This window comes from Ruegeria sp. YTSA168, from assembly GCF_059610045.1.
The window spans coordinates 225322-245394 of record NZ_JBXWMW010000003.1 but is presented as its reverse complement, the minus strand read 5'-3'; the positions used below and the strand labels follow the sequence as shown (position 1 = coordinate 245394).

Below are 20073 nucleotides of genomic sequence, written 5' to 3'. Positions count from 1 at the left end.
AGAGAAATCCGGTCCGCAAGCGCGGAGGAAGCGACCATGACCAAGGCCGTCTTGTTAAGCAAGGGACGCTATCAGGCGCGATTGGCGCAAAGTGCCGACGATCTGAAGGCGGCGCAGCGCCTGAGGACCCAGGCCTTTGGAACGGATCAGATCGACACGGACGCGTTTGATGCCGCCTGCGCCCATGTTCTGGTCGAAGATTTGCAGGCCGATGGGCAGCTGGTTTGCTGTTTTCGGATGCTGACCATGGCAAATGGTGCAGATATCGGGCGCAGCTATTCTGCCCAGTTCTATGATCTCTCCAGCCTCGAAGATTTCGATGGCCGAATGGTCGAGATGGGGCGATTCTGTATCCATCCGGACTGGACCGATCCTGACATTCTGCGCATTGCGTGGGGGGCCATGACCGCCTTTGTCGATCAGAACCGGATCGAGATGCTGTTTGGCTGTTCCTCATTCGCTGGAACCGAAACCGAACACTATCTGGATGCGTTTGCGATGCTGAAACATCGCCATCTGGCCCCGAAACGCTGGTTGCCGCGGGTCAAGGCTCCGGATGTCTTCCGCTTTGCAGCCCGTCTGCGGCGTAGGCCCGATGCAAAAAAGGCGATGCTGCGGATGCCGCCCTTGTTGCGCACCTACCTGATGATGGGGGGCTGGGTCAGTGATCATGCGGTGGTCGACCGGCATATGAATACGTTGCATGTGTTCACGGGGCTGGAAATCGGGTCGATTCCTCCGGCGCGGAAACGTCTGTTGCGGGCGGTGGCCGGGTAGGTCGCGTATTTACGAAAAGGTGCAGCCCGGGCGTTGACGCCTTGTGCCTGCCGGTTTAGCTGGCGGGCATGGCGAGAATTCCTTTGTTGCAGATGTCCGACATTTCCCTGACCTTCGGGGGCGATCCGGTGTTTTCCGGGCTTGATCTGGTGGTTCAGCCCGGCGACCGCGTGGCGCTTGTGGGGCGAAACGGGTCGGGCAAATCCACACTCATGAAAGTGATGGCCGGTCTGGTCGAGGCGGATCAGGGTGAGATCATCGTGCCCCCCGGCAAATCTGTCGGATATATGGAACAGGACCCTGGGATGGAGGGGTTCGCCACGCTGGGCGATTATGCCTGTAGCGGGTTGGAACCCGGCGAGCTGTACAAGGTGGAACGCGCGGGCGAAGGGCTGAAATTCGATCCCGACCGCGCCGTCGATACCGCCTCGGGCGGAGAACGGCGGCGGGCAGCCTTGGCCAAGCTGATGGCCGAGGCACCGGATTTGATGCTGTTGGACGAGCCGACAAACCATTTGGACATCGAAGCGATTGCTTGGCTGGAACGCGAATTGGGATCGACCCGCGCGGCTTTTGTGCTGATCTCGCATGACCGTGCGTTTTTACGCGCGTTGACGCGGGCGACATTGTGGATTGATCGCGGCGCCGTCCGGCGGCAGGAACAGGGGTTTGAAGCGTTTGAAGCCTGGCGCGACAAGATTTGGGAAGAAGAGGATCAGCAGCGCCACAAGCTGAACCGTTTGATCAAGTCCGAGGCTAAATGGGCTGTCGAAGGCATCAGTGCCCGGCGCAAGCGCAATCAGGGAAGGGTGCGGGCGTTGCAGGCCTTGCGGGCCGAAAAGGCAGCGCAGATCAAACGTCAGGGCTCTGCCGCGATGGCGCTTGAGGCTGGGCCAAAGTCCGGCCGAAAGGTGATTGAGGCCAAGGGGTTGGCCAAATCCTTTGGAAGGCAGCAGATTGTACGAAACTTTGATCTGCTGGTGCAACGCGGCGATCGCGTGGCGTTTGTGGGCCCCAACGGTGTGGGCAAGACCACCCTGCTGAAAATGCTATTGGGTCAGGAAGCACCGGATGAGGGTTCTGTCGCTTTGGGTACCAATCTTGAGGTGGCCGTATTCGATCAGACCCGCGCGCAGCTGGACCCGGAGATGACCCTGTGGGACAGTCTGACCGGAGATCCTGAGATGCGGGTCTCAGGCAAAGCCGATCAGGTGATGGTCGGTGGGCAGCCCAAACATGTGGTGGGTTACCTCAAAGAATTCCTGTTCGACGAACCGCAGGCCCGCGCCGCCGTTAAATCTCTGTCCGGGGGCGAGAAGGCCCGGTTGCTGCTGGCCAAACTGATGGCCAAGTCCTCGAACCTATTGGTGTTGGACGAACCAACCAATGATCTGGACGTTGAGACGCTGGATTTGTTGCAGGAGTTGCTGGACGAATATGACGGCACTGTTTTGCTGGTCAGCCACGACCGGGATTTTCTGGACCGTATCGCGACCACAACCATTGCGATGGAAGGCAACGGGCGGGCGACGGCCTATGCCGGGGGATGGTCGGACTACATTGCGCAGCGTGGCGATGTATCTGAGAAAAAGAGCGAAAAAGCAAAAGCTTCTAAGCCGAAGATAAAGCAAGAGGTAAAGCCGAAATCAGCCCTGTCATTCTCGGAAAAACACCGGCTTGAGAAACTGCCAGCCGAGATTGCACGGCTTGAGGCCGAGATTGCCAAGCTGGAAGAATTGATGGCCGATCCCGAACTATTCACCCGCGAGCCGGTTAAGTTTCAGAAAGCAACCGACGCTCTGGTCGAACGGCAGGACAAGCTGGCCGCGGCCGAGGAAGAGTGGCTGACGCTGGAAGAGAAAGCCGAGGCGGGTTAGTCGCTCAACGAACGCATTTACCCTGTTCGCGCGCAGCCAGAGGCTCTGTGCCCTCGGGCTTTCTCTGGTGTCTGTTTAACCAATCCGCGTCATCTCGTTCAGGACGAAATCAGCAACACTGCCTTCAGTCGCCTCCATATAGGCGGCGAGGTGCGGAGCGTTCATGTGGGTCTGCCATAGCTCGCGGGATTCCCAGTTTTCGTAAAAGACAAAGAAGCCAGGATTGGTTGTGTCGATATGCAGGTCGTATTGAATGCAACCCTCTTCACCGCGCGTGATCGGGATCAGCTTTTCCAACTCGGCGCGCACAAGGTCTTCTTTGCCGGGATGGGCGGTGATCTGGGCGAGAATAGTCAAGGCCATGATGTATCCTATGGGTGATTTTTGCGATGACCTGGGATATGTGACATACACGTCAACTGCGCAAGAACGCACAATATGTGCAGGTAGGCACTATTTGTATACTGTAAGAACAAGAGGCCAAATATGGATCGGTTCGAACGATATGATTGCAGCGGTGGTTGCCCGGTTGAGGCGGGGCTGGAACAAATATCGGGCAAATGGAAGGGCTTGGTGATCTACCATCTGCTGGGGGGAACCATGCGATTTAGTGCGTTGTCACGCGCTTTGGGAACGGTGACCCAGCGCAGCCTGACCAAACAACTGCGCGAGTTGGAAGCTGACGGAATCGTGCATCGTGAGGTCTACCCGGAGGTGCCGCCCAAGGTTGAATACAGCCTTACACCCAAGGGGCAAGCGCTGCGCCCTGTGATTGAGGCACTAGCCGATTGGGGACAAAACCGCGTCTTGATTTGAGCCCCGTCAGAGAGGCCGGGCAGGGTTGCCAACAACCGTTTCACCGGGCGCCACATCCTTTGTGACCACGGCACCCGCACCGACGATAGCATTGTTGCCGATTGTCACTCCGGGCAAGATAAGGGCGCTGCCGCCGACCCAGACGTTCTTGCCGATTGTCACCGGCAGTGCGATTTCCAGCCCGCGCGCGCGTTCTGCCGGGGCTTTGGCATGCTGCGCGCAATAGATTTGCGCCTGAGGCCCGAACATCGTGTCATCGCCGATCTGAACCCGTGCTGTATCCAGAACCACGCAGCCTGCATTGAAATAGACCCGTTTGCCCAGGTGAATATTGAGGCCATAGGCGCAGTGAAACGGTGCCTCGACATAGCAATCGGAACCCGGATCACCCAGCAGTGCATGCAGCGCCGGGTCCATGTTGCCGCGCGTATCGGGATAGCACGAGTTATGCGCGTGAACCGCGCGCCGCGCCGTGGCGCGCAGGGCGTCGAGTTCGGGATCGAGGCAGCAATACCACGCACCAGCCTGCATTTTTTCGCGTTCGGTCATGGCTCAGATTTACCGCATCCGCAGCGCACCGTCGATGCGAATGACCTCTCCGTTCAGATACCCCATCTCGACGATGAAACCGGCCAGTCGGGCGTATTCCTTTGGATCGCCCAGACGGGCCGGGTTGGGGACGTCAGCAGCCAGTTGTTGCTGCACATCTTCGGGCAGGCCCGCCAGCATCGGTGTCATGAAAATACCCGGCGCGATGGCCATGACCCGGATACCGGATGAGGCCAGATCGCGCGCCATCGGTAGGGTCATCCCGACCACTCCGCCTTTGGACGCGGCATAGGCCGCCTGGCCCTTCTGCCCGTCAAAGGCCGCAATTGACGCCGTGTTGATGATCACGCCGCGCGCGCCATCCGGTTCGGGCTCATTTCTTGCCATCTCAGCAGCCGCAAGGCGCGAGACGTTGAAGGTGCCAACCAGATTGATGTCGATGGTACGCTGGAAAGCGTCCAGTGGGTGCGGACCGTCCCGGCCCACGGTTTTGATGCCATAGGCGATACCTGCGCAATTCACCGCAGCATTTATCCGACCCATATTCTCCATTGCGGCGGCAATGGCCGCCGAGACCGAGCTTTCGTCGGTCACATCGGTATGTGCAAAATGCCCACCGATCTCGCGTGCGACCTGTGCGCCGCGATCCTGATCACGGTCCAGAATAGTGACCTGTGCGCCTTGATCCGCGAAATGGCGGGCGGTCGCTTCGCCAAGGCCCGAGGCGCCCCCGGTGACGATGGCAGCGGTATTTGACAGGTTCATGGCAGCCCTCCAATTTTTCTGAACATACGTTCAATAACGGGATGAGGCCGGATCTGTCCAGAAAATTGACGCTGCCTCTCTGAGCTATGGTGTCAGCTGACCCTACGTTAACAAATCTTCAGTTTTCGCTCATCCGGCATTTACGGACCGCCACCATCTGCTGATCGAATAACCTGACATGTTCGGGTGTTTCTAGGTCAGGAGGATCAGTAATGTTAACGAGTACCAAAGTTAAACTGGGCGCATTTGCAGTTATGCCATTTGTTGGAATTCTGATGGCAGGCAGCACGGCTGCCGCAACAGAAGTCTGTAACTGGAAAACCGCCCGCACGGCTGCCAATAACGGAGATTACGCCGCACTCTGCGCCTGTTCACAGGTAACGCCGAGTTTTCTGAAGCAACTGCAAAGGCGCGCGGATTTTGAGACGACCTTGCAGAATACCGGCGCCATGTGCCCGGGTCTTGCAGCCTTGTTGACGGATTTGCCAACGGCGTCGATCTCTGACCCGACCAGCAATCGCGGAGAAGACCGCAGTTCGGATCGTCCATCACAAGGCGCACCGGGTGCGGGTGAAAACGGTGATGGTGGCAATGCCGGTGGTGGCGGCCAGGGACCGGGCAACGGCGGTGGTAATGATCCCGGCAATGGCGGTGGAGATGGCCCCGGCGATCCCGGAAACGGTGGCGGAGACGGCCCCGGTGATGGCGGTGGCGATCCCGGTAACGGCAGCGGTGACGGTCCTGGTAACGGCAGCGGTGACGGTCCTGGTAACGGCGGCGGTGACGGTCCTGGCGATGGTGGTGGCGATAACCCCGGTAACGGTGGCGGAAACGGTCCCGGCAAAGGTGGCGATGGCCCTGGCAAGGGCGGTGGCAAAGGTGGCGGCAAAGGCGGCGATGGTCCCGGCAATGGCAACGGGAATGCCGGAAACCCCGGTAACGGCGGTGGAAACAACAATGGCTCTGGACCGGGCTCTGGCAACAACGGCAATAACAACGGTCAGGGCAATGGTTCCGGAAACGGAAAAGGCGGTGACGGTAAAGGTGGTGGCAAGGGCGGCGGTAAAGGAAAACGCTAAACTACTTGGCTTTACAATGACACAAGAACAAAAAACGGCCACCAGATGGTGGCCGTTTGTCTTCATGTTCTCGCCGGTGTCAGTTCATCCCAGCTGCACCCGCGCGTGCCGTTTCTTGCCCGCGCTGAGTTTGATGGGCGAGGACAGGGTAACCGCATCGATCATCAAACCGGCATCTGTCAGCGGCGCATCGTCCAATTTGGCACCGCTTTCGGCGATCAGGCGTTTGGCCTCCTTACCGGATTTGGCGAGGCCGGATTTGACGATCAGTTGCACAATCGAAACGGGCAGATCATCGCCCGACAGGGTCAGGGTCGGCAGATCATCACCTATTCCGCCTTTTTCGAACACTTCGCGGGCGGTGGCCTCGGCCGTTGCGGCGGCCTCAGACCCGTGCAGGAGGGTTGTGACCTCGTTGGCGAGGCGGATCTTGGCCTCGTTGATCTCGGACCCTTCCAGTGCGGCTAGACGGTCGCATTCGTCCACAGGCAATTCGGTGAAGATTTTCAGGAACCGGCCCACATCTGCGTCGGTCGTGTTGCGCCAGAATTGCCAGAACTCATACGCCGACAGCATATCGCCGTTCAGCCAGACGGCACCGCCCTGCGATTTTCCCATCTTGCGCCCGTCGCTTGTGGTCAGCAGGGGGGTGGTCAAACCATAAATCTCATGATCCAGCACCCGGCGGGTCAGGTCGATACCGTTGACGATATTGCCCCATTGATCCGAGCCACCCATCTGCAGAACACAGCCGTAGCGGCGGTTCAGTTCGAGGAAGTCATAGGCCTGCAGGATCATGTAGTTGAATTCGAGGAATGACAGCGATTGCTCACGGTCCAGCCGGGATTTCACCGATTCAAAGCTCAGCATCCGGTTGACCGAAAAATGCCGCCCGATATCGCGCAGGAAATCGAGGTAGTTCAGGCTGTCCAGCCATTCCGCATTGTTCAGCATCAGCGCGCCCGTTTCGCTGTCATCATAGGACAGGTATTTCGAGAAGACCTGTTTCATGCCCGCGATATTGGCGTCGATCTGCTCGGGGCCCAGGAGGGGGCGCTCATCCGAGCGGAACGAGGGGTCACCCACCTTGGTGGTGCCGCCACCCATCAGGGTGATCGGCTTGTGGCCGGTCTTTTGCAGCCAGCGCAGCACCATGATGTTCATCAGGTGACCCACATGCAGCGACTGCGCGGTGGCGTCATAGCCGATATAAGCCGTCTGCACCCCAGAGATCAGCGCGTCGTCAAGGCCCTGATAATCGGTGCAGTCAGCCAGAAAGCCGCGCTCGATCATCGTGGCGATGAAATCCGATTTGGGGTGGTAGGTCATAGTTTGCCCTCGGGGTTTATGTTGCGGGGCACTGTATAGGCGGCAGATGGGGTAAGGGAAAGGCACCAATTCGCAAGAAATGATGGTCTAATGCACAGGCCCTTCGCCTTTGGCCGGGGTAAGGGGCAACTTGAACGCGTAGAGCATTGCGCAGACGTTCAAAATGGCCAATGCGATGATAGGCGTTACCGGGTCGTGCAGGTGTGCCACTGCTCCGAGACCTGCGGCAAAGGCAATCCCGAACAGGCCCGCCGTCACATCGCCCAACGCGACCAGATAGGGGCGCTCTTTCTCTCCGGTCATTTCGATCAGATACAGGTAGCGGCCATAGATCACGCCGTTGCCACCCAATGATAAAAGCAGAATGACAAAGGCGTAGATCCAGACATTGGACGCATAGCCCATCATCGTGAGCCCAAGCGCTGCGATCGCCGAGAGTGTCGATGTCAGGCAGCCCAGCCACATCACATGTTTGACTGAAACGCGACCACTCAGCCAACCCCAGAGCAGCGAGCCGATGACCACTCCGGCGCTGGCGCCGATCACGAAATAGCTGAGCGAGTGTTTGGTGCCGATATGATAGGTCGCGGCGTGGATCGTGTAGAATGGCATGGCCAGTTCGACCGAGACGAACAGCAGCCGCGCAATCAGGAATTTGCGATACCAGGGCATGGCCATTCCGGTTTCAAAACCAGTTGCCAGTTCTTTCAGCGGCTTTGGCTTTTGCACCGGTTTTGGCGGAGGTTTGATTTCATCCTCAAACAGCTGCACACCGGCAAAGCTGATCCCGGCTGCAAACATCGCGATCACGCCGCACCACATGACCACGATATGCCGTTGCATCGGCAGGTCTGAGGCCAACAGGTCTTTGGTTGCCCACACCACGATGATCGCAAGCACACCCGATATGGTCGCCTGTGCAAATACCATTCGGTTGCGTTTCGCCTCGGGGACCGAGGTGCCATAAATCTGGCTCGTCCCAAGGCTGGTGATGCCTTTACACAGGCCCATGATGATCGCTGTCAGTAGGAACAATAAAATGACCATGGTTTGCGGCAGGTTGGTCGCAAACAGCGCAACGAGGGCCAGGATCGCTCCGGTCAGCAGGTTTGGGATATAGACCGCAACCTTTGCACGTGTGATGCGGTTGATCAGCGGCGAAACAAAGATTTCAGCGATCAACCGTGCGCCAGTGACAAACGGCAACAGCAACCCCGCAACAAAGGCGGGCGCCCCCAAAGCCAGGTATAGGAAGGGCAGAACAAGGCGCGGGTTCACCAACTGACCACCAATCGTTGCCAGAGACCCGGACCAGAAGATCAGTTGATAATTGCGGCTTTCGACCGCGTGGACGTCCTTTGGTACCTGTTTTTGCGCCATGTTTGTTTGCAAAGCCGGTGTCATGCGAAGACATAATGCTGGCATGAGAATGAAATTTGCTCAACCTTCCCGCCGGTTCAGGGTGTTGAACTCAGGTCGCGCAGGGCGAAAAACGCTGTCAGCACGGGTATTCACCTTGCCTTGGGTTTCGAAAAGCGGGCAGTGTCGCTGCAGCATCTAACCCTTGGGCAGGAGAGCAGCAGGTGCGCCGAACCATAAGAAATAACGAACCGATCCGCGCGCTGGGTGCGATGTCGGGCACCTCGCTGGATGGGGTGGATACGGCGGTCGTCGAAACGGATGGTCACAGGATCTTTGGGTTCGGTGAAAGCGGCTATCGCGCCTATACCGAGGCTGAGCGCGCGGTGTTGCGGGCCGCGCTGGGCAAGTGGCATGGCACCGAGGTCGATGCAGCGGCTGAACTGGTGACAGTGGCCCATGCCGAGGCGCTGGCTGAGTTCGATGAGATTGATCTGATCGGTGTGCACGGCCAGACCCTAGCGCATGAACCGCGCGGACGTGGTACGCTTCAGGTGGGCGATGGGCTTGGGTTGGCACAGGCGCTCGGCGTTCCGGTGGTTTGGGATTTCCGCAGTGATGATGTGTCGATGGGGGGTGAGGGTGCGCCACTTGCCCCATTCTATCACTTTGCCTGTGCCAAATGGATCGGTGCGAATGCGCCCCTGTGTTTCCTCAACCTCGGGGGCGTGGGTAATTTGACCTACGTGGACCCCAGTTTTGACGGTCCCGAGATGCCGGGCGCATTGCTGGCCTTTGACACCGGGCCCGCCAATGCGCCCATCGATGATCTGATGCAGGCGCGACTGGGCCTGCCGATGGATCGGGACGGGGCGCTGGCACGAGAGGGTATTGTTGAAAATGGTGCACTGGAGTTGTTTCTGGATGAGCCGTTCTTTAGCAAAATGCCGCCGAAATCGCTGGATCGGAATGACTTTGCCGAGATGATCGGACTGGTTCAGGAACTCAGCGACGCTGACGCAGTGGCAACCCTGACCGGCATGTGCGCTGCCGGGGTGGTTCAGGGGATGGATCATTGCCCCAAACCTCCGACACGGCTGTTGGTTACCGGGGGCGGACGGCACAATCCGGTTTTGATGGAGATGCTGCGGGTTGCGCTCGATTGCCCGGTCGAACCGGTCGAAGCAGTGGGTCTGGATGGTGATATGTTAGAAGCGCAGGCCTTCGCCTATCTTGCGGTACGGGTCGCGCGCGGTTTGCCGACCTCATGCCCGGGAACAACGGGGGTTCCCGCTTTGGTGGGTGGTGGCGTTGTCAGCACAGTCTCGGCCCGAAGCGCTGGTTGAGGCATGATCGGAAAACAGTTCAAAAAAACAACTCATTGTGCGACGGTTGGGTGGGACCCATGCAATGAAGGTAAGCTAGAATGGCCACAAAAGCCGAGCTTGAATCCGAACTGGATACGCTGCGAAAACGCAATGCCGAGCTGGAGGCAAAGACCGGATCAGCCCCGGAACCCGAAGATCAGAGCGAACCGGTGAAAACATCGGATGAAATCCGCACATTGCTGGCCGATCACGGGATTGATCTGAGCAAGGCGCAATCGCTGGGCGAGGATGTGGTCGACGAGTTCGGGCGCTTGCAGAAAGACTATCCGCTCACGGCTCTGCTGATTGCCTTTTCGCTGGGCTATGTGGTCGGACGGGCACAGGGTTAGGAGAGGCGCGATGAGCAGATTGAGCAGAAATCTGGTGACGATCTACCGAACCGAACATCTGATCGCGCGTCGCCGTCTGGCTGTTATGCGTCAACAGACTATTTTGATGGTTCTGGCGGGAATATCTGCCTTATCAGCCCTTGTTTTGTTGGATGTTGCTCTGTTTCTGGCCTTGAAAGATGTGATGTCGCCCGCAGTCGCAGCTGCGGTGCTGTCGTTGGGCAATCTTGCACTGGCCGGGTTGCTTGTCCTGATCGCGCGGCGGTCGAATGTCGAAGACGAGGTCGCGCCTGCGGTTGAAGTTCGGGATATGGCGATAGCGGATATCGAGGATGAGTTAGAGGAACTGGCGACCGAGGCGCGTGATGTCGTGCGGGCGGTGAAGGGCATCGGGGCTAATCCTCTCGGGTCGCTCACTGCGGTGCTGGTGCCTCTGATCAGCTTGTTGGTGAAAGCCCGGAACAAGGATTAGGGGGCTCTGCCCCCGTCGCTGCGCGCCTCCCCCGGGATATTTGTGGCCAGATGAAGATTGGATCCTAGGCGTTGAGGTTGCGGACGTAGTCTTTGGTGAATTCGGTATAGCCGTTTGACGTGGATTTCAGATGGGTTTGGGTCCAGTCGTGGAGCGCGGGAAGCTGGTAGAAGGGCACATTGGGAAAGGCGTGATGTTCTGCGTGATAGGGCATGTTCCAGGCCAGAAACCGGATGATCCAGTTGGTGAATGTGGTGCGCGAGTTTTCAAGCATGTTGGCCACGGGCGGGCAGAGGCCGTGTTCGGCCAGCAGATAGAGGCGCAGCGCAGGCTGGCAGATCAGCACCGGTAAAATCCAGAGCCAGAACAGGATTGGCGTGAAGAACAGGCTGAGTGCCGCCAGCACATAGAGCCCCAGCAGAATGCGGGCTTCGGTGCGGATCGCGCCATGTTGGCGCGCAGGCAGATAGGGGGCGTCGATCATCCCCAATGCATTGCGCAGCAGTGTTTTCGCCATCCCGGACCAATAGGGCCAGCCGCTGAGGTAGAGCAGCAGGCTGGTCCAATCTTCGGGGCGGGGTTGGCCTGCCAATTCGGGGTCATTTTCGGGGTGATTGGTCCATTTATGATGCGCCAGATGAAAATATCGAAACCATGTGAAGGGCAGAATGATCGGCAGCGAGACCAGATGCCCAACGGCTTCATTAATCCAGCCGGATTTGAACGGAGTTTTGTGGGTGCATTCGTGGCTGAGCGTGAAGAGGAACACCAGCAGCAGCCCCTGAGGGATCAACAGGAGCGGCCAGAGTGGGACCTGCGCTGCGATGCCGACAGAGCTTGCCCCTAGCAAGGCGACAAAAAGTGCCAGGTGCCGCAGCCCGGCGCGGTCAGACCTTTGTTGCAGTTGCTCTTTGGTCTGGGTCGGGATCGCTGCGATCAGGGCGCGGTGGTCCATCAGTTCACGCCTTTGGAATGTCGAACCCGGGTGCGGCCAGTTCGAAGCCTTCAAACTGGAACCCCGGGGAAACGGTACAGCTGACCAATGTGTAATCGCCCGTGCTGCGGGCGGCTTGCCAATGGTCTTTGGGCACGATCAATTGCGGCGCACCCGCGTTCAGGTCAGGGGTCAGCAGGTGATCGGTGGCCGGGCCCTGATCTGTTGCGCTGAGCGACAGGATCAGCGGGGAACCAGAGTGATAAAGCCAGATTTCGGTTGCGTCGACGCGGTGCCAATGGCTGCTCTCACCCGCTTGCAGCAGGAAATAAATGCAGGTGCCTGTGGCGCGGCCGGGATTATCGGCGCGCCATGTTTCCCTGAACCAGCCCCCTTCGGGATGGCGTTGCAGCTTCAGGTGGGTGATGATCTTGTCGGCGGTCATGATATCCTCGGCGTTGCTGCGGAGATTATGCACGGGCGAGTGCGATCTGCTATGGCAATTGTCGGCGCAGCTCATATGTTTGCGACATGACCCTGACGATCCCGTTTGACAACAGCTACGCCCGTTTGCCCGATACGTTCTTTGCCCGGCAAGCGCCTGTACCCGTGCAGGCACCAAAGTTGATTGTGTTCAACGAAGATCTGGCGCGGCTGCTGCAAATTTCGCCCGGCGAAGCACAGGAGATGGCCGAAGCCTTTGCCGGGAACACGCTGCCAGAAGGGGCGGAGCCGCTGGCGCAGCTCTACTCAGGGCATCAATTTGGCACCTATAACCCGCAATTGGGCGATGGGCGCGCCGTGTTGCTGGGTGAGACCATCGGGGCCGATAGCGTGCGACGGGATATCCAACTCAAGGGCTCGGGGCCCACTCCGTTTTCGCGACGGGGGGACGGGCGCGCCTGGCTGGGGCCGGTTCTGCGTGAATATGTGGTGTCCGAGGCGATGCATGCGTTGGGCGTGCCAACCACCCGGGCACTGGCGGCCGTGGAAACAGGAGAGCCTGTTTATCGCGAAGCGGCAATGCCGGGTGCGGTGTTGACCCGCGTGGCGCGCAGCCATCTGCGGGTGGGCACGTTTCAGGTGTTTGCGGCGCGCGGGCAGTTCGACAATCTGCGGCGACTGACCGACTACGCCATCGAACGCCACTACCCACAGGCGGACGGGCCAATGGGCCTGCTGCGCGGGGTGCGCGATGCGCAGGCGCGGCTGATTGCGCAGTGGATGAGCGTTGGGTTCATTCACGGGGTGATGAATACCGACAACTCCTCGATTGCGGGTGAGACCATCGATTATGGCCCCTGCGCATTTATGGACAGCTATCACCCGAATACCGTCTACAGTTCGATCGACCGCATGGGACGCTATGCCTATTCCAACCAACCCGATATTGCCGTGTGGAACTTGGCGCAGTTGGCGACCGCTCTGATCCAGCAGATGGAGGACAAAGAGACCGCCGTGGAAGAGGCGACCGAGATTGTGCATGCGATGCCCGATCTGTTGCAGGAGCAATGGTTGATGCGGTTCCGCGCAAAGATCGGTCTGGCGCGCGCGGAAGAGGGGGATCAGGACCTGATCTCAGACCTGTTGAAACGTATGGCTGAAAACCAGGCGGATTTCACCAATACGTTCCGTACTTTGACGGGCAATGCTGCACGGGACCAGTTCACCGATCCGAGCGCCTTTGACAGCTGGGCTGAAGCGTGGACCGCGCGCCTAGCTAGGGAAGACGACCCACAGGCGGTTATGACCGCCGCGAACCCCGCCTTCATCCCGCGTAATCACCGCGTCGAGCAGATGATCGAGGCCGCTGTACAGGGCGATTACGCCCTGTTCCATCGACTGAACACAGTTCTGGCGCAACCCTATGAGGATCAGCCCGAGGCGGCAGACCTGACGTGGCCCCCAACGTCCAATGAGGTTGTGCAGGCGACGTTTTGTGGGACATGAACGGCGCGGGCTTGTCTCACGCCAGACTATTCCGGTACATAAAATGACCGTTGGCTCAACCGTTTAGACTGCGATCATGACTTCAGCCCAGACCCTGCGTCTTGCCAGTTACAATATCCAGAAATGCGTCGGGCTGGATTTCCGGCGTCAGCCGCAACGGATCATGCAGGTCTTGGACGGGATGCAGGCGGATATCGTTGTGCTGCAGGAGGCCGACAAGCGCCTGCCACCGCGTCCGGCCGCGTTGCCGCATTTCATGCTGGATGAGGCGGGTTGGCAGATCGTTGACCTGGGCGGGGCGGGCAGCCTGGGTTGGCATGGCAACGCAGTGATCTGGCGGGGCGATCAGATTTCGGTTCGCACAACGGGTCATCATGAATTGCCGGGGTTCGAGCCGCGCGGTGCTGTTCGGGTCGAGTTCGACACGCAGATCGGGCCGCTACGGGTGATGGGCGTGCATTTGGGGTTGCTGCCAGCGTCCCGGCGTCAGCAGATTACGCATATCCGACGGTGTGATGACGGGCTGGATCAAATGCCTACCGTCTGGGCCGGGGATTTCAACGAATGGTCGCGCCAACCCGTGTTGGACAATCTGGTACCCGAGATGCGGTTTTTACCGCCGGTCGCAAGCTTCCCAGCGGCACAACCGCTGGGCGCGCTGGATCGGATCGCCTTGGGGCAGGGGATCACGGCACTGGATCACGGGGCGCATCAGGACCGTCCAGCCCATATCGCCTCGGATCATTTGCCTATCTGGGCAGATTTGCAGCGCGCGGGATGATCTCGGCTTAAGGCGTCGAATCCCTGTAGCGCTGGGCGTTCAGACCGGTTATGACAGCAACCCAAGAAGCGGCTGAGGGGCATCATGTCGGATACGATTATCTCGCGTTGCGAGGCCAAGGGCCTACGCATGACGGGCCAGCGACGCATCATCGCGCAGGTGCTGGAACAAAGCGCCGATCATCCTGATGTGGAAGAGTTGTATGCCCGTGCCTCGGCACTGGATTCCGGTATTTCGATCGCCACGGTATACCGCACCGTCAAGCTGTTTGAAGAAGCGGGGATTCTCGAACGGCTTGAGTTCGGTGACGGGCGCGCCCGCTATGAAGATGCAGAACGTGATCACCATGATCATCTGATCGACATGCAATCGGGCGAGGTGATTGAATTTGTCGATCCCGAGATCGAGATACTGCAGGAAAAAATCGCTGCCAAGCTGGGTTACAAGCTGAAAGGCCATCGGCTTGAGCTGTACGGTGTGCCGTTGGACAAAGACTGACACATCACGAAACGCGATTGGTCGGCGCACGGGAATTCATTGAACATTGCCGCAATTGTGGTTGCGACGTTGCGGGCGTTTGGGTTTTGGTGACCAATGGGCCAGCAAGGTAGCGGTCCGTTCCAGTGGAAACGCGCATGAACAACATAAACGGCATCTTGCTGCTTGTCGGGTCGATGGCAGCTTTTGCGATCGAAGACATGTTTATCAAACACTTGTCAGTCACCGTGCCGACGGGGCAGATTCTGGTTGCGCTGGGCGTTGTCTGTGGTTTTAGCTTTGCCATTTTGACGGTCGTAACGCGCAAGCGGATCTTTGACCCGGCGGCGTGGACGTTATTGCCGTTGGCGCGGGCCGCATGTGAAGGGCTGGGCGCGGTGTTGTTCGTGACGGCGCTGTCCCTGATCGATCTGTCCACCGTTGCAGCGGTGTTTCAGGCGCTGCCCCTGGCGGTGACGATGGGGGCTGCGCTGTTTCTGGGCGAACAGGTGGGTTGGCGGCGCTGGAGCGCCATTGGCGTCGGTTTTGTCGGCGTTCTAATGATCATCCGCCCGGGGCTGGAGGGGTTCCAGCCCGAAACCCTGCTGGTTGTTGCAACTGTCTTTCTGATTGCCGCGCGTGATCTGATCACCCGCAGGCTGGACGTTCGTGTCGCCTCGACCGTGGTTGCGATGCAGGCCTATTTCGCTGCCATCATTGCCGGTGCCGTGTTGATGCTGACCACAGGGCAAACCTATGCTCCGGTGCAATCGGCTCAGGTTTTGCCGTACGTGGCCGCCTTTGTGTTCAGCATGTTGGGGTATTACGGCATCGTGGCAGCGATGCGTGTGGGTGAGGCGTCGGCCATGATGCCTTTCCGCTATACCCGTCTTGTGTTCTCGATGATCGCAGGCAGTTTGATGTTCAGCGAGCGCCCGGATGCACTGACACTGGCAGGGGCTACGTTGATCATCGGCTCGGGCCTTTACACCTTTGTCCGCGAACGCAGATTGGCGCGCCAGATGGTTCCGGCCTGATTGCTGTTGGCGCAAACAGTGAATTGTTAGCCCTAAAGGCCAGAAAATATGAGTGTTAGCGGTAACGTGCCCGGTTTACTTTTTGCTGGTTGCTGCTATGAGGCGTGCAACTGATTTCAGCCACAGGGACGGGCCTCATGAGCACCATCATCGACATCCATGCACGTGAAATTCTGGACAGCCGGGGCAACCCGACGGTCGAAGTGGACGTGATTCTGGAAGACGGCACCATGGGCCGTGCGGCAGTCCCTTCGGGCGCATCGACTGGAGCTTATGAGGCGGTCGAAAAGCGTGACGGCGACAAGGCGCGCTACATGGGCAAGGGCGTGCTTGAGGCCGTTGCCGCCGTAAACGGCGAGATCGCCGAAGAACTGGTTGGGTTTGACGCGACCGAGCAGGTGGCCATCGACCAGGCGATGATCGAGTTGGACGGGACGGAAAACAAAGGCCGTCTGGGCGCAAACGCGATACTGGGTGTCTCGCTGGCGACCGCGAAGGCCGCAGCGGATTTCACCACACAGCCCCTGTACCGCTATGTCGGCGGCACCTCGGCGCGCGTGCTGCCGGTGCCGATGATGAACATCATCAATGGCGGCGAGCATGCCGATAACCCAATCGATATTCAGGAATTCATGATCATGCCGACCTCGGCCACGAATATCCGCGAGGCGGTGCGCATGGGCTCCGAGGTGTTCCACACACTGAAGAAAGAGCTGTCGTCGGCGGGTCTGGCCACGGGTGTGGGTGATGAGGGCGGTTTTGCCCCGAACATCGCGTCCACCCGCGAAGCCTTGGATTTCATCCTGAAATCCATTGAAAAGGCGGGGTATAAGCCGGGTGAGGAAATCCATCTGGCACTGGATTGCGCGGCAACTGAATACTTCAAAGACGGCAAATATGTTCTGGCGGGCGAGGGCACGACCCTGACATCCGAGGAAAATGCTGCCTATCTGGCGGCGTTGGTCGATGACTATCCGATCATTTCAATCGAAGACGGCATGTCTGAGGATGACTGGGATGGCTGGAAGGCGCTGACCGACGCGATTGGCGACAAGGTGCAACTGGTGGGAGACGACCTGTTCGTGACCAATCCGGCTCGTCTGGCCGAAGGGATCGAGCGCGGCTGTGCGAACTCGATGCTGGTCAAGGTGAACCAGATCGGGTCGCTGACCGAAACGCTGCGCGCCGTCGATATGGCCCACCGCGCGCGGTACACCAACGTGATGTCGCACCGCTCGGGCGAAACCGAGGACGCCACGATTGCCGATCTGGCAGTTGCAACGAATTGCGGTCAGATCAAAACCGGCTCGTTGGCGCGGTCTGACCGGTTGGCGAAGTATAACCAACTAATCCGCATCGAGGAATCGCTGGGCGAGGTCGCGGAATACGCGGGTGCATCGATCCTGAAACGGTAACCGAATTCGAGTTGCAAACAGTTAGGCCCGGTTGTCTTATGATGACCGGGCTTTTCTTTTTCAGAGGTTTAAATGAGCATTCTTATCCGGACCGCATGCGCTTGCGCACTTATTTGGTCGCCCCTGACTTTGGCCGCGCAACCGACGGCTCAGTCCGTCTGCCAAAAGATGCAAGACGAAGGGCGAAATGGGCCATTTTCGCTGGAGGATTGCAAATGCACCTATCACGTGGCCGATACAGTTCTGGATGATGACATCAAGGCGCTGGTGATCGAAGCCTGGGATACCGGAAACGGCACCTGGGACAGGATTGAACAATTGCCGAACCCGCGGCGGGTCGAACGGCAATTGCTCAAGATGGAGCGGTCGATGAAAAAGACCTGCGGCTTGTTGCGATAGGGGTTTTTCCCGTTACATCACCTTGCTCATCAGCATGTAGCGTTCTCGCGCTTTGAAACCGGTGCGCAGATACAGTTTTTGCGCAGCCTCATTGGTGCGGTCGACTTCAAGATGCAGCGCGGTCAGGCCGGCCTCGGCCAGGGCTTTGGGCAGTTCCAGCAGAACTTCGGTTGCGATGCCTCGGCCACGAACGGCAGGGCGGATATAGATCTCATCGATAAACGCATCCATGCCGCCAAATTCGACAGACCAACCGAAGGTGAGGATGACATAGCCCAACGGCGCGCGGCCCGGGCCGATCAGATATACGCATCCATGTGGAATGCCCTCAAGCAACGGGGTTAGCGCAGTGCGGCGTTTATGGTCGTCCTGCTCAATACCCTCTTCGCTATGGAAGGCCGAAACCAGAGACATCAGACGATCCAGATCCTCGGGGCGGGCCAGGCGGAGAGCGGCGGTCATAAGCGGGCCAGCCTTTCGGTCAGAAGGGTGAAAAAGCCATGCGCATCCACGTCGCCCATGAACATGGCGTTTGGTGCGCGGTCGGTTACGCCCCACCAGTCCGCAACAGTCATGCCCAAGGTCAGTTCTGATTGGGTTTCGATCTCAACATTGATGTGACGGCCCGAGAACAGCTCTGGTTGGATCAGATAAGCGGTCACGCAGGGGTCGTGCAGCGGCGCACCTTCTGACCCGTATTTTTCCTTGTCGAACCGTTCGAAGAAATCGGTCATTTCGGCAACCGCATGGCCAACCTGGCTGCCGAGCGCGCGGAACGCATCGTTGCGATGGGGTGTGACCAGTGCATCATGGGTGACATCCAGAGGCATCACAACAATATGAACGCCAGATTTAAACACAATATCAGCGGCTTCTGGATCGACATAAATGTTAAATTCGGCAGCTGGTGTTATGTTCCCAACTTCAAAATACGCGCCGCCCATCAGGACGATCTCTTGCACCCGGTCAGTGATATCGGGTGCTTTCTGGAACGCTGTGGCGATATTGGTCAGTGGCCCCAACGGGCAGAGCGTTACCGTGCCCGGTTCTTGCGTGCGTAGAGTGTCGATGATGAAATCCACCCCGTGGCCCTGGGTCAGAGGCATCTGCGGGTCAGGTAAAACAGGGCCGTCCAGCCCGGTTTTGCCGTGGACATGTTCTGCTGTGACCAGCGGGCGTTTCAGTGGGCGCTCACACCCGGCATAAACCGGAACATCCGTGCGCCCCGCCAGCTCACACACGATGCGGGCGTTCTTGGCGGTCAGTTCTAGCGGGACGTTTCCGGCAACGGCGGTGATGCCCAGAACCTCGATCTCCTCCGGGCTGGCCAGTGCCAGCAGGATGGCGACGGCGTCGTCCTGTCCGGGGTCCGTGTCGATGATGATCTTGCGGGGCATAGGTGTCTCCGGGGGCCGTCAAAGGTTGGACAGTGTCAAGTGTCGGGGCGCTTGTCCAGATGAATTAGGTTCTGCCACGGGCGGTGCTGGGGACCTCTGGCAGAACTTTGCCGTTGGCGCGATGCTCTTCGGTTTTCACCTCATCCCAAAGGGCGTCCATCTCGGCCAGATCGCTTTGCGCGGGGGTTTTGCCACGGGTCGCCAACCGTTCTTCGACCTGACCGAAACGTCGGGTGAATTTGGCATTGGTGCGACGCAGGGCAGTTTCAGCCTCAATGCCCAGATGGCGGCCCAGATTCACCATGACGAACAGCAAATCGCCAAACTCATCCTCAAGCGCGTCCGCATCCATGCTGTCGCGCGCCTCTTCCAGTTCGGCGGCCTCTTCGGTGATCTTGGCCAGCACATGGCTGGCATCGGGCCAGTCGAAACCCACGCGGGCGGCGCGCTTTTGCAGTTTCTGGGCACGCAGAAGGGCGGGCAGGTTGGCGGCGACACCGTCCAGCGCGCCTTTCTGTTCCTTGCCTGCGCGCTCTGCGGCTTTGATCGTCTCCCAATCCCTGGTCTGCTGGTCTGCGGACTTGTCGCGCGATTCGTCGCCAAACACATGCGGATGACGGGCGACCATCTTGTCGGACATGGTGCGAACCACGTCCTGAAAGCTAAAATGCCCAGCCTCTTCAGCCATTTGCGCGTGAAAGACAGATTGGAACAGCAGGTCGCCCAGCTCACCCTTCAGCTCATCATAGGCTTTGCGTTCGATGGCGTCGGCGACCTCATATGCCTCTTCGATCGTGTAGGGGGCGATGGTCGAAAAATCCTGTTCGATGTCCCAGGGGCAGCCGGTTTGCGGATCGCGCAGGCGGCGCATGATTTCCAGCAGACGCTCGATCCCCGCATCGCTGTTATGGATCAGAGGATTTTCAGCCATTGCGAACCCTTT

Annotated in this window: 23 protein-coding genes; 13 read left to right on the top strand and 10 right to left on the bottom strand. The window is 58.9% G+C overall.

The window, feature by feature from the left end:
- Nucleotides 1-36 precede the first annotated feature (36 nt).
- On the top strand, nt 37-777 hold the full coding sequence (locus AC2FFE_RS07850) for a GNAT family N-acetyltransferase (protein ID WP_496817504.1): 741 nt from the start codon (nt 37-39) through the stop codon (nt 775-777).
- 68 nt (nt 778-845) lie between these two features.
- Nucleotides 846-2654, top strand: a complete 1809-nt coding sequence (locus AC2FFE_RS07845; protein WP_496846352.1) for an ABC-F family ATP-binding cassette domain-containing protein — start codon at nt 846-848, stop codon at nt 2652-2654.
- A 75-nt stretch (nt 2655-2729) separates the two neighbouring features.
- Here AC2FFE_RS07845 and AC2FFE_RS07840 read toward each other — a convergent pair whose 3' ends face one another.
- Nucleotides 2730-3017, bottom strand: coding sequence for a putative quinol monooxygenase (locus AC2FFE_RS07840; protein ID WP_496846351.1), 288 nt, complete (start codon nt 3015-3017; stop codon nt 2730-2732).
- A 123-nt stretch (nt 3018-3140) separates the two neighbouring features.
- On the opposite strand from AC2FFE_RS07840, the gene AC2FFE_RS07835 reads away from it, so the two are divergent.
- Nucleotides 3141-3470: a winged helix-turn-helix transcriptional regulator gene (locus tag AC2FFE_RS07835; RefSeq protein WP_496817507.1), complete on the top strand. Its 330-nt coding sequence runs from the start codon at nt 3141-3143 to the stop codon at nt 3468-3470.
- Nucleotides 3471-3476: 6 nt separating this feature from the next.
- Here AC2FFE_RS07835 and AC2FFE_RS07830 read toward each other — a convergent pair whose 3' ends face one another.
- Together AC2FFE_RS07830 and AC2FFE_RS07825 are read right to left on the bottom strand one after the other, a co-directional pair.
- Nucleotides 3477-4019: a sugar O-acetyltransferase gene (locus AC2FFE_RS07830; RefSeq protein WP_496817508.1), complete on the bottom strand. Its 543-nt coding sequence runs from the start codon at nt 4017-4019 to the stop codon at nt 3477-3479.
- Nucleotides 4020-4028: 9 nt separating this feature from the next.
- A complete protein-coding gene (locus AC2FFE_RS07825) occupies nt 4029-4784 on the bottom strand; it encodes an SDR family NAD(P)-dependent oxidoreductase (RefSeq protein WP_496817509.1) in 756 nt (251 codons plus the stop codon).
- A gap of 212 nt (nt 4785-4996) precedes the next feature.
- Here AC2FFE_RS07825 and AC2FFE_RS07820 point away from each other — a divergent pair, with 212 nt between their 5' ends.
- Complete coding sequence (locus AC2FFE_RS07820; RefSeq protein ID WP_496817510.1) at nt 4997-5863, top strand: hypothetical protein; 867 nt, start codon at nt 4997-4999, stop codon at nt 5861-5863.
- A gap of 84 nt (nt 5864-5947) precedes the next feature.
- Here AC2FFE_RS07820 and tyrS read toward each other — a convergent pair whose 3' ends face one another.
- Nucleotides 5948-7192: a tyrosine--tRNA ligase gene (tyrS, locus tag AC2FFE_RS07815; RefSeq protein WP_496846350.1), complete on the bottom strand. Its 1245-nt coding sequence runs from the start codon at nt 7190-7192 to the stop codon at nt 5948-5950.
- 87 nt (nt 7193-7279) lie between these two features.
- Nucleotides 7280-8572, bottom strand: a complete 1293-nt coding sequence (locus tag AC2FFE_RS07810; protein WP_496846349.1) for an MFS transporter — start codon at nt 8570-8572, stop codon at nt 7280-7282.
- A 233-nt stretch (nt 8573-8805) separates the two neighbouring features.
- Between AC2FFE_RS07810 and AC2FFE_RS07805 the strand changes: the two genes are divergently transcribed.
- The 3 genes from AC2FFE_RS07805 to AC2FFE_RS07795 all read left to right on the top strand — a co-directional run bounded on the left by AC2FFE_RS07805 (nt 8806) and on the right by AC2FFE_RS07795 (nt 10740).
- Entirely contained in the window at nt 8806-9897 is a 1092-nt protein-coding gene (locus AC2FFE_RS07805; protein ID WP_496846469.1) for an anhydro-N-acetylmuramic acid kinase, read from the top strand.
- 80 nt (nt 9898-9977) lie between these two features.
- The gene (locus tag AC2FFE_RS07800) at nt 9978-10268 is read left to right on the top strand and encodes a hypothetical protein (RefSeq protein ID WP_496846348.1); all 291 of its coding nucleotides are present in this window, start codon (nt 9978-9980) and stop codon (nt 10266-10268) included.
- A 10-nt stretch (nt 10269-10278) separates the two neighbouring features.
- On the top strand, nt 10279-10740 hold the full coding sequence (locus AC2FFE_RS07795) for a hypothetical protein (protein WP_496846347.1): 462 nt from the start codon (nt 10279-10281) through the stop codon (nt 10738-10740).
- A 64-nt stretch (nt 10741-10804) separates the two neighbouring features.
- Here AC2FFE_RS07795 and AC2FFE_RS07790 read toward each other — a convergent pair whose 3' ends face one another.
- Both AC2FFE_RS07790 and AC2FFE_RS07785 read right to left on the bottom strand, forming a co-directional pair.
- On the bottom strand, nt 10805-11695 hold the full coding sequence (locus AC2FFE_RS07790) for a fatty acid desaturase (protein WP_496846346.1): 891 nt from the start codon (nt 11693-11695) through the stop codon (nt 10805-10807).
- A 4-nt stretch (nt 11696-11699) separates the two neighbouring features.
- Nucleotides 11700-12119, bottom strand: coding sequence for a cupin domain-containing protein (locus tag AC2FFE_RS07785; RefSeq protein ID WP_496817729.1), 420 nt, complete (start codon nt 12117-12119; stop codon nt 11700-11702).
- A gap of 86 nt (nt 12120-12205) precedes the next feature.
- Here AC2FFE_RS07785 and AC2FFE_RS07780 point away from each other — a divergent pair, with 86 nt between their 5' ends.
- The 6 genes from AC2FFE_RS07780 to AC2FFE_RS07755 all read left to right on the top strand — a co-directional run bounded on the left by AC2FFE_RS07780 (nt 12206) and on the right by AC2FFE_RS07755 (nt 17733).
- Complete coding sequence (locus tag AC2FFE_RS07780) at nt 12206-13624, top strand: protein adenylyltransferase SelO (RefSeq protein ID WP_496846345.1); 1419 nt, start codon at nt 12206-12208, stop codon at nt 13622-13624.
- Nucleotides 13625-13700: 76 nt separating this feature from the next.
- Entirely contained in the window at nt 13701-14405 is a 705-nt protein-coding gene (locus AC2FFE_RS07775) for an endonuclease/exonuclease/phosphatase family protein (RefSeq protein ID WP_496817516.1), read from the top strand.
- An 84-nt stretch (nt 14406-14489) separates the two neighbouring features.
- On the top strand, nt 14490-14903 hold the full coding sequence (locus AC2FFE_RS07770; protein ID WP_496846344.1) for a Fur family transcriptional regulator: 414 nt from the start codon (nt 14490-14492) through the stop codon (nt 14901-14903).
- Nucleotides 14904-15040: 137 nt separating this feature from the next.
- Nucleotides 15041-15919, top strand: coding sequence for a DMT family transporter (locus tag AC2FFE_RS07765; protein WP_496846343.1), 879 nt, complete (start codon nt 15041-15043; stop codon nt 15917-15919).
- 137 nt (nt 15920-16056) lie between these two features.
- Entirely contained in the window at nt 16057-17334 is a 1278-nt protein-coding gene (gene eno / locus AC2FFE_RS07760) for a phosphopyruvate hydratase (protein ID WP_496846342.1), read from the top strand.
- A 72-nt stretch (nt 17335-17406) separates the two neighbouring features.
- The gene (locus tag AC2FFE_RS07755; protein ID WP_496817520.1) at nt 17407-17733 is read left to right on the top strand and encodes a hypothetical protein; all 327 of its coding nucleotides are present in this window, start codon (nt 17407-17409) and stop codon (nt 17731-17733) included.
- A 12-nt stretch (nt 17734-17745) separates the two neighbouring features.
- On the opposite strand, the gene AC2FFE_RS07750 is transcribed toward AC2FFE_RS07755, so the two are convergent.
- The 3 genes from AC2FFE_RS07750 to mazG form a co-directional block, all read right to left on the bottom strand.
- On the bottom strand, nt 17746-18195 hold the full coding sequence (locus tag AC2FFE_RS07750) for a GNAT family N-acetyltransferase (RefSeq protein WP_496846341.1): 450 nt from the start codon (nt 18193-18195) through the stop codon (nt 17746-17748).
- The gene (locus AC2FFE_RS07745) at nt 18192-19130 is read right to left on the bottom strand and encodes a nucleoside hydrolase (protein ID WP_496846340.1); all 939 of its coding nucleotides are present in this window, start codon (nt 19128-19130) and stop codon (nt 18192-18194) included. Before AC2FFE_RS07745 ends, AC2FFE_RS07750 begins: the two co-directional genes overlap by 4 nt.
- A gap of 64 nt (nt 19131-19194) precedes the next feature.
- Nucleotides 19195-20061 carry a nucleoside triphosphate pyrophosphohydrolase gene (mazG, locus tag AC2FFE_RS07740; RefSeq protein ID WP_496817730.1) on the bottom strand — a complete coding sequence of 289 codons (867 nt, stop codon included), beginning with the start codon at nt 20059-20061 and terminating at the stop codon, nt 19195-19197.
- Nucleotides 20062-20073 lie beyond the last annotated feature (12 nt).

Coding starts and splice junctions, on each gene's coding strand:
- AC2FFE_RS07745 (WP_496846340.1), bottom strand. CDS start 19,130: ATGCCCCGCAAGATCATCATCGACACGGACCCCGGACAGGACGACGCC.
- AC2FFE_RS07810 (WP_496846349.1), bottom strand. CDS start 8,572: ATGGCGCAAAAACAGGTACCAAAGGACGTCCACGCGGTCGAAAGCCGC.
- AC2FFE_RS07820 (WP_496817510.1), top strand. CDS start 4,997: ATGTTAACGAGTACCAAAGTTAAACTGGGCGCATTTGCAGTTATGCCA.
- AC2FFE_RS07780 (WP_496846345.1), top strand. CDS start 12,206: ATGACCCTGACGATCCCGTTTGACAACAGCTACGCCCGTTTGCCCGAT.
- AC2FFE_RS07795 (WP_496846347.1), top strand. CDS start 10,279: ATGAGCAGATTGAGCAGAAATCTGGTGACGATCTACCGAACCGAACAT.
- AC2FFE_RS07755 (WP_496817520.1), top strand. CDS start 17,407: ATGAGCATTCTTATCCGGACCGCATGCGCTTGCGCACTTATTTGGTCG.
- AC2FFE_RS07830 (WP_496817508.1), bottom strand. CDS start 4,019: ATGACCGAACGCGAAAAAATGCAGGCTGGTGCGTGGTATTGCTGCCTC.
- AC2FFE_RS07775 (WP_496817516.1), top strand. CDS start 13,701: ATGACTTCAGCCCAGACCCTGCGTCTTGCCAGTTACAATATCCAGAAA.
- AC2FFE_RS07765 (WP_496846343.1), top strand. CDS start 15,041: ATGAACAACATAAACGGCATCTTGCTGCTTGTCGGGTCGATGGCAGCT.
- AC2FFE_RS07785 (WP_496817729.1), bottom strand. CDS start 12,119: ATGACCGCCGACAAGATCATCACCCACCTGAAGCTGCAACGCCATCCC.
- AC2FFE_RS07750 (WP_496846341.1), bottom strand. CDS start 18,195: ATGACCGCCGCTCTCCGCCTGGCCCGCCCCGAGGATCTGGATCGTCTG.
- AC2FFE_RS07790 (WP_496846346.1), bottom strand. CDS start 11,695: ATGGACCACCGCGCCCTGATCGCAGCGATCCCGACCCAGACCAAAGAG.
- AC2FFE_RS07850 (WP_496817504.1), top strand. CDS start 37: ATGACCAAGGCCGTCTTGTTAAGCAAGGGACGCTATCAGGCGCGATTG.
- tyrS (WP_496846350.1), bottom strand. CDS start 7,192: ATGACCTACCACCCCAAATCGGATTTCATCGCCACGATGATCGAGCGC.
- eno (WP_496846342.1), top strand. CDS start 16,057: ATGAGCACCATCATCGACATCCATGCACGTGAAATTCTGGACAGCCGG.
- AC2FFE_RS07840 (WP_496846351.1), bottom strand. CDS start 3,017: ATGGCCTTGACTATTCTCGCCCAGATCACCGCCCATCCCGGCAAAGAA.
- AC2FFE_RS07845 (WP_496846352.1), top strand. CDS start 846: ATGGCGAGAATTCCTTTGTTGCAGATGTCCGACATTTCCCTGACCTTC.
- AC2FFE_RS07770 (WP_496846344.1), top strand. CDS start 14,490: ATGTCGGATACGATTATCTCGCGTTGCGAGGCCAAGGGCCTACGCATG.
- mazG (WP_496817730.1), bottom strand. CDS start 20,061: ATGGCTGAAAATCCTCTGATCCATAACAGCGATGCGGGGATCGAGCGT.
- AC2FFE_RS07800 (WP_496846348.1), top strand. CDS start 9,978: ATGGCCACAAAAGCCGAGCTTGAATCCGAACTGGATACGCTGCGAAAA.
- AC2FFE_RS07825 (WP_496817509.1), bottom strand. CDS start 4,784: ATGAACCTGTCAAATACCGCTGCCATCGTCACCGGGGGCGCCTCGGGC.
- AC2FFE_RS07835 (WP_496817507.1), top strand. CDS start 3,141: ATGGATCGGTTCGAACGATATGATTGCAGCGGTGGTTGCCCGGTTGAG.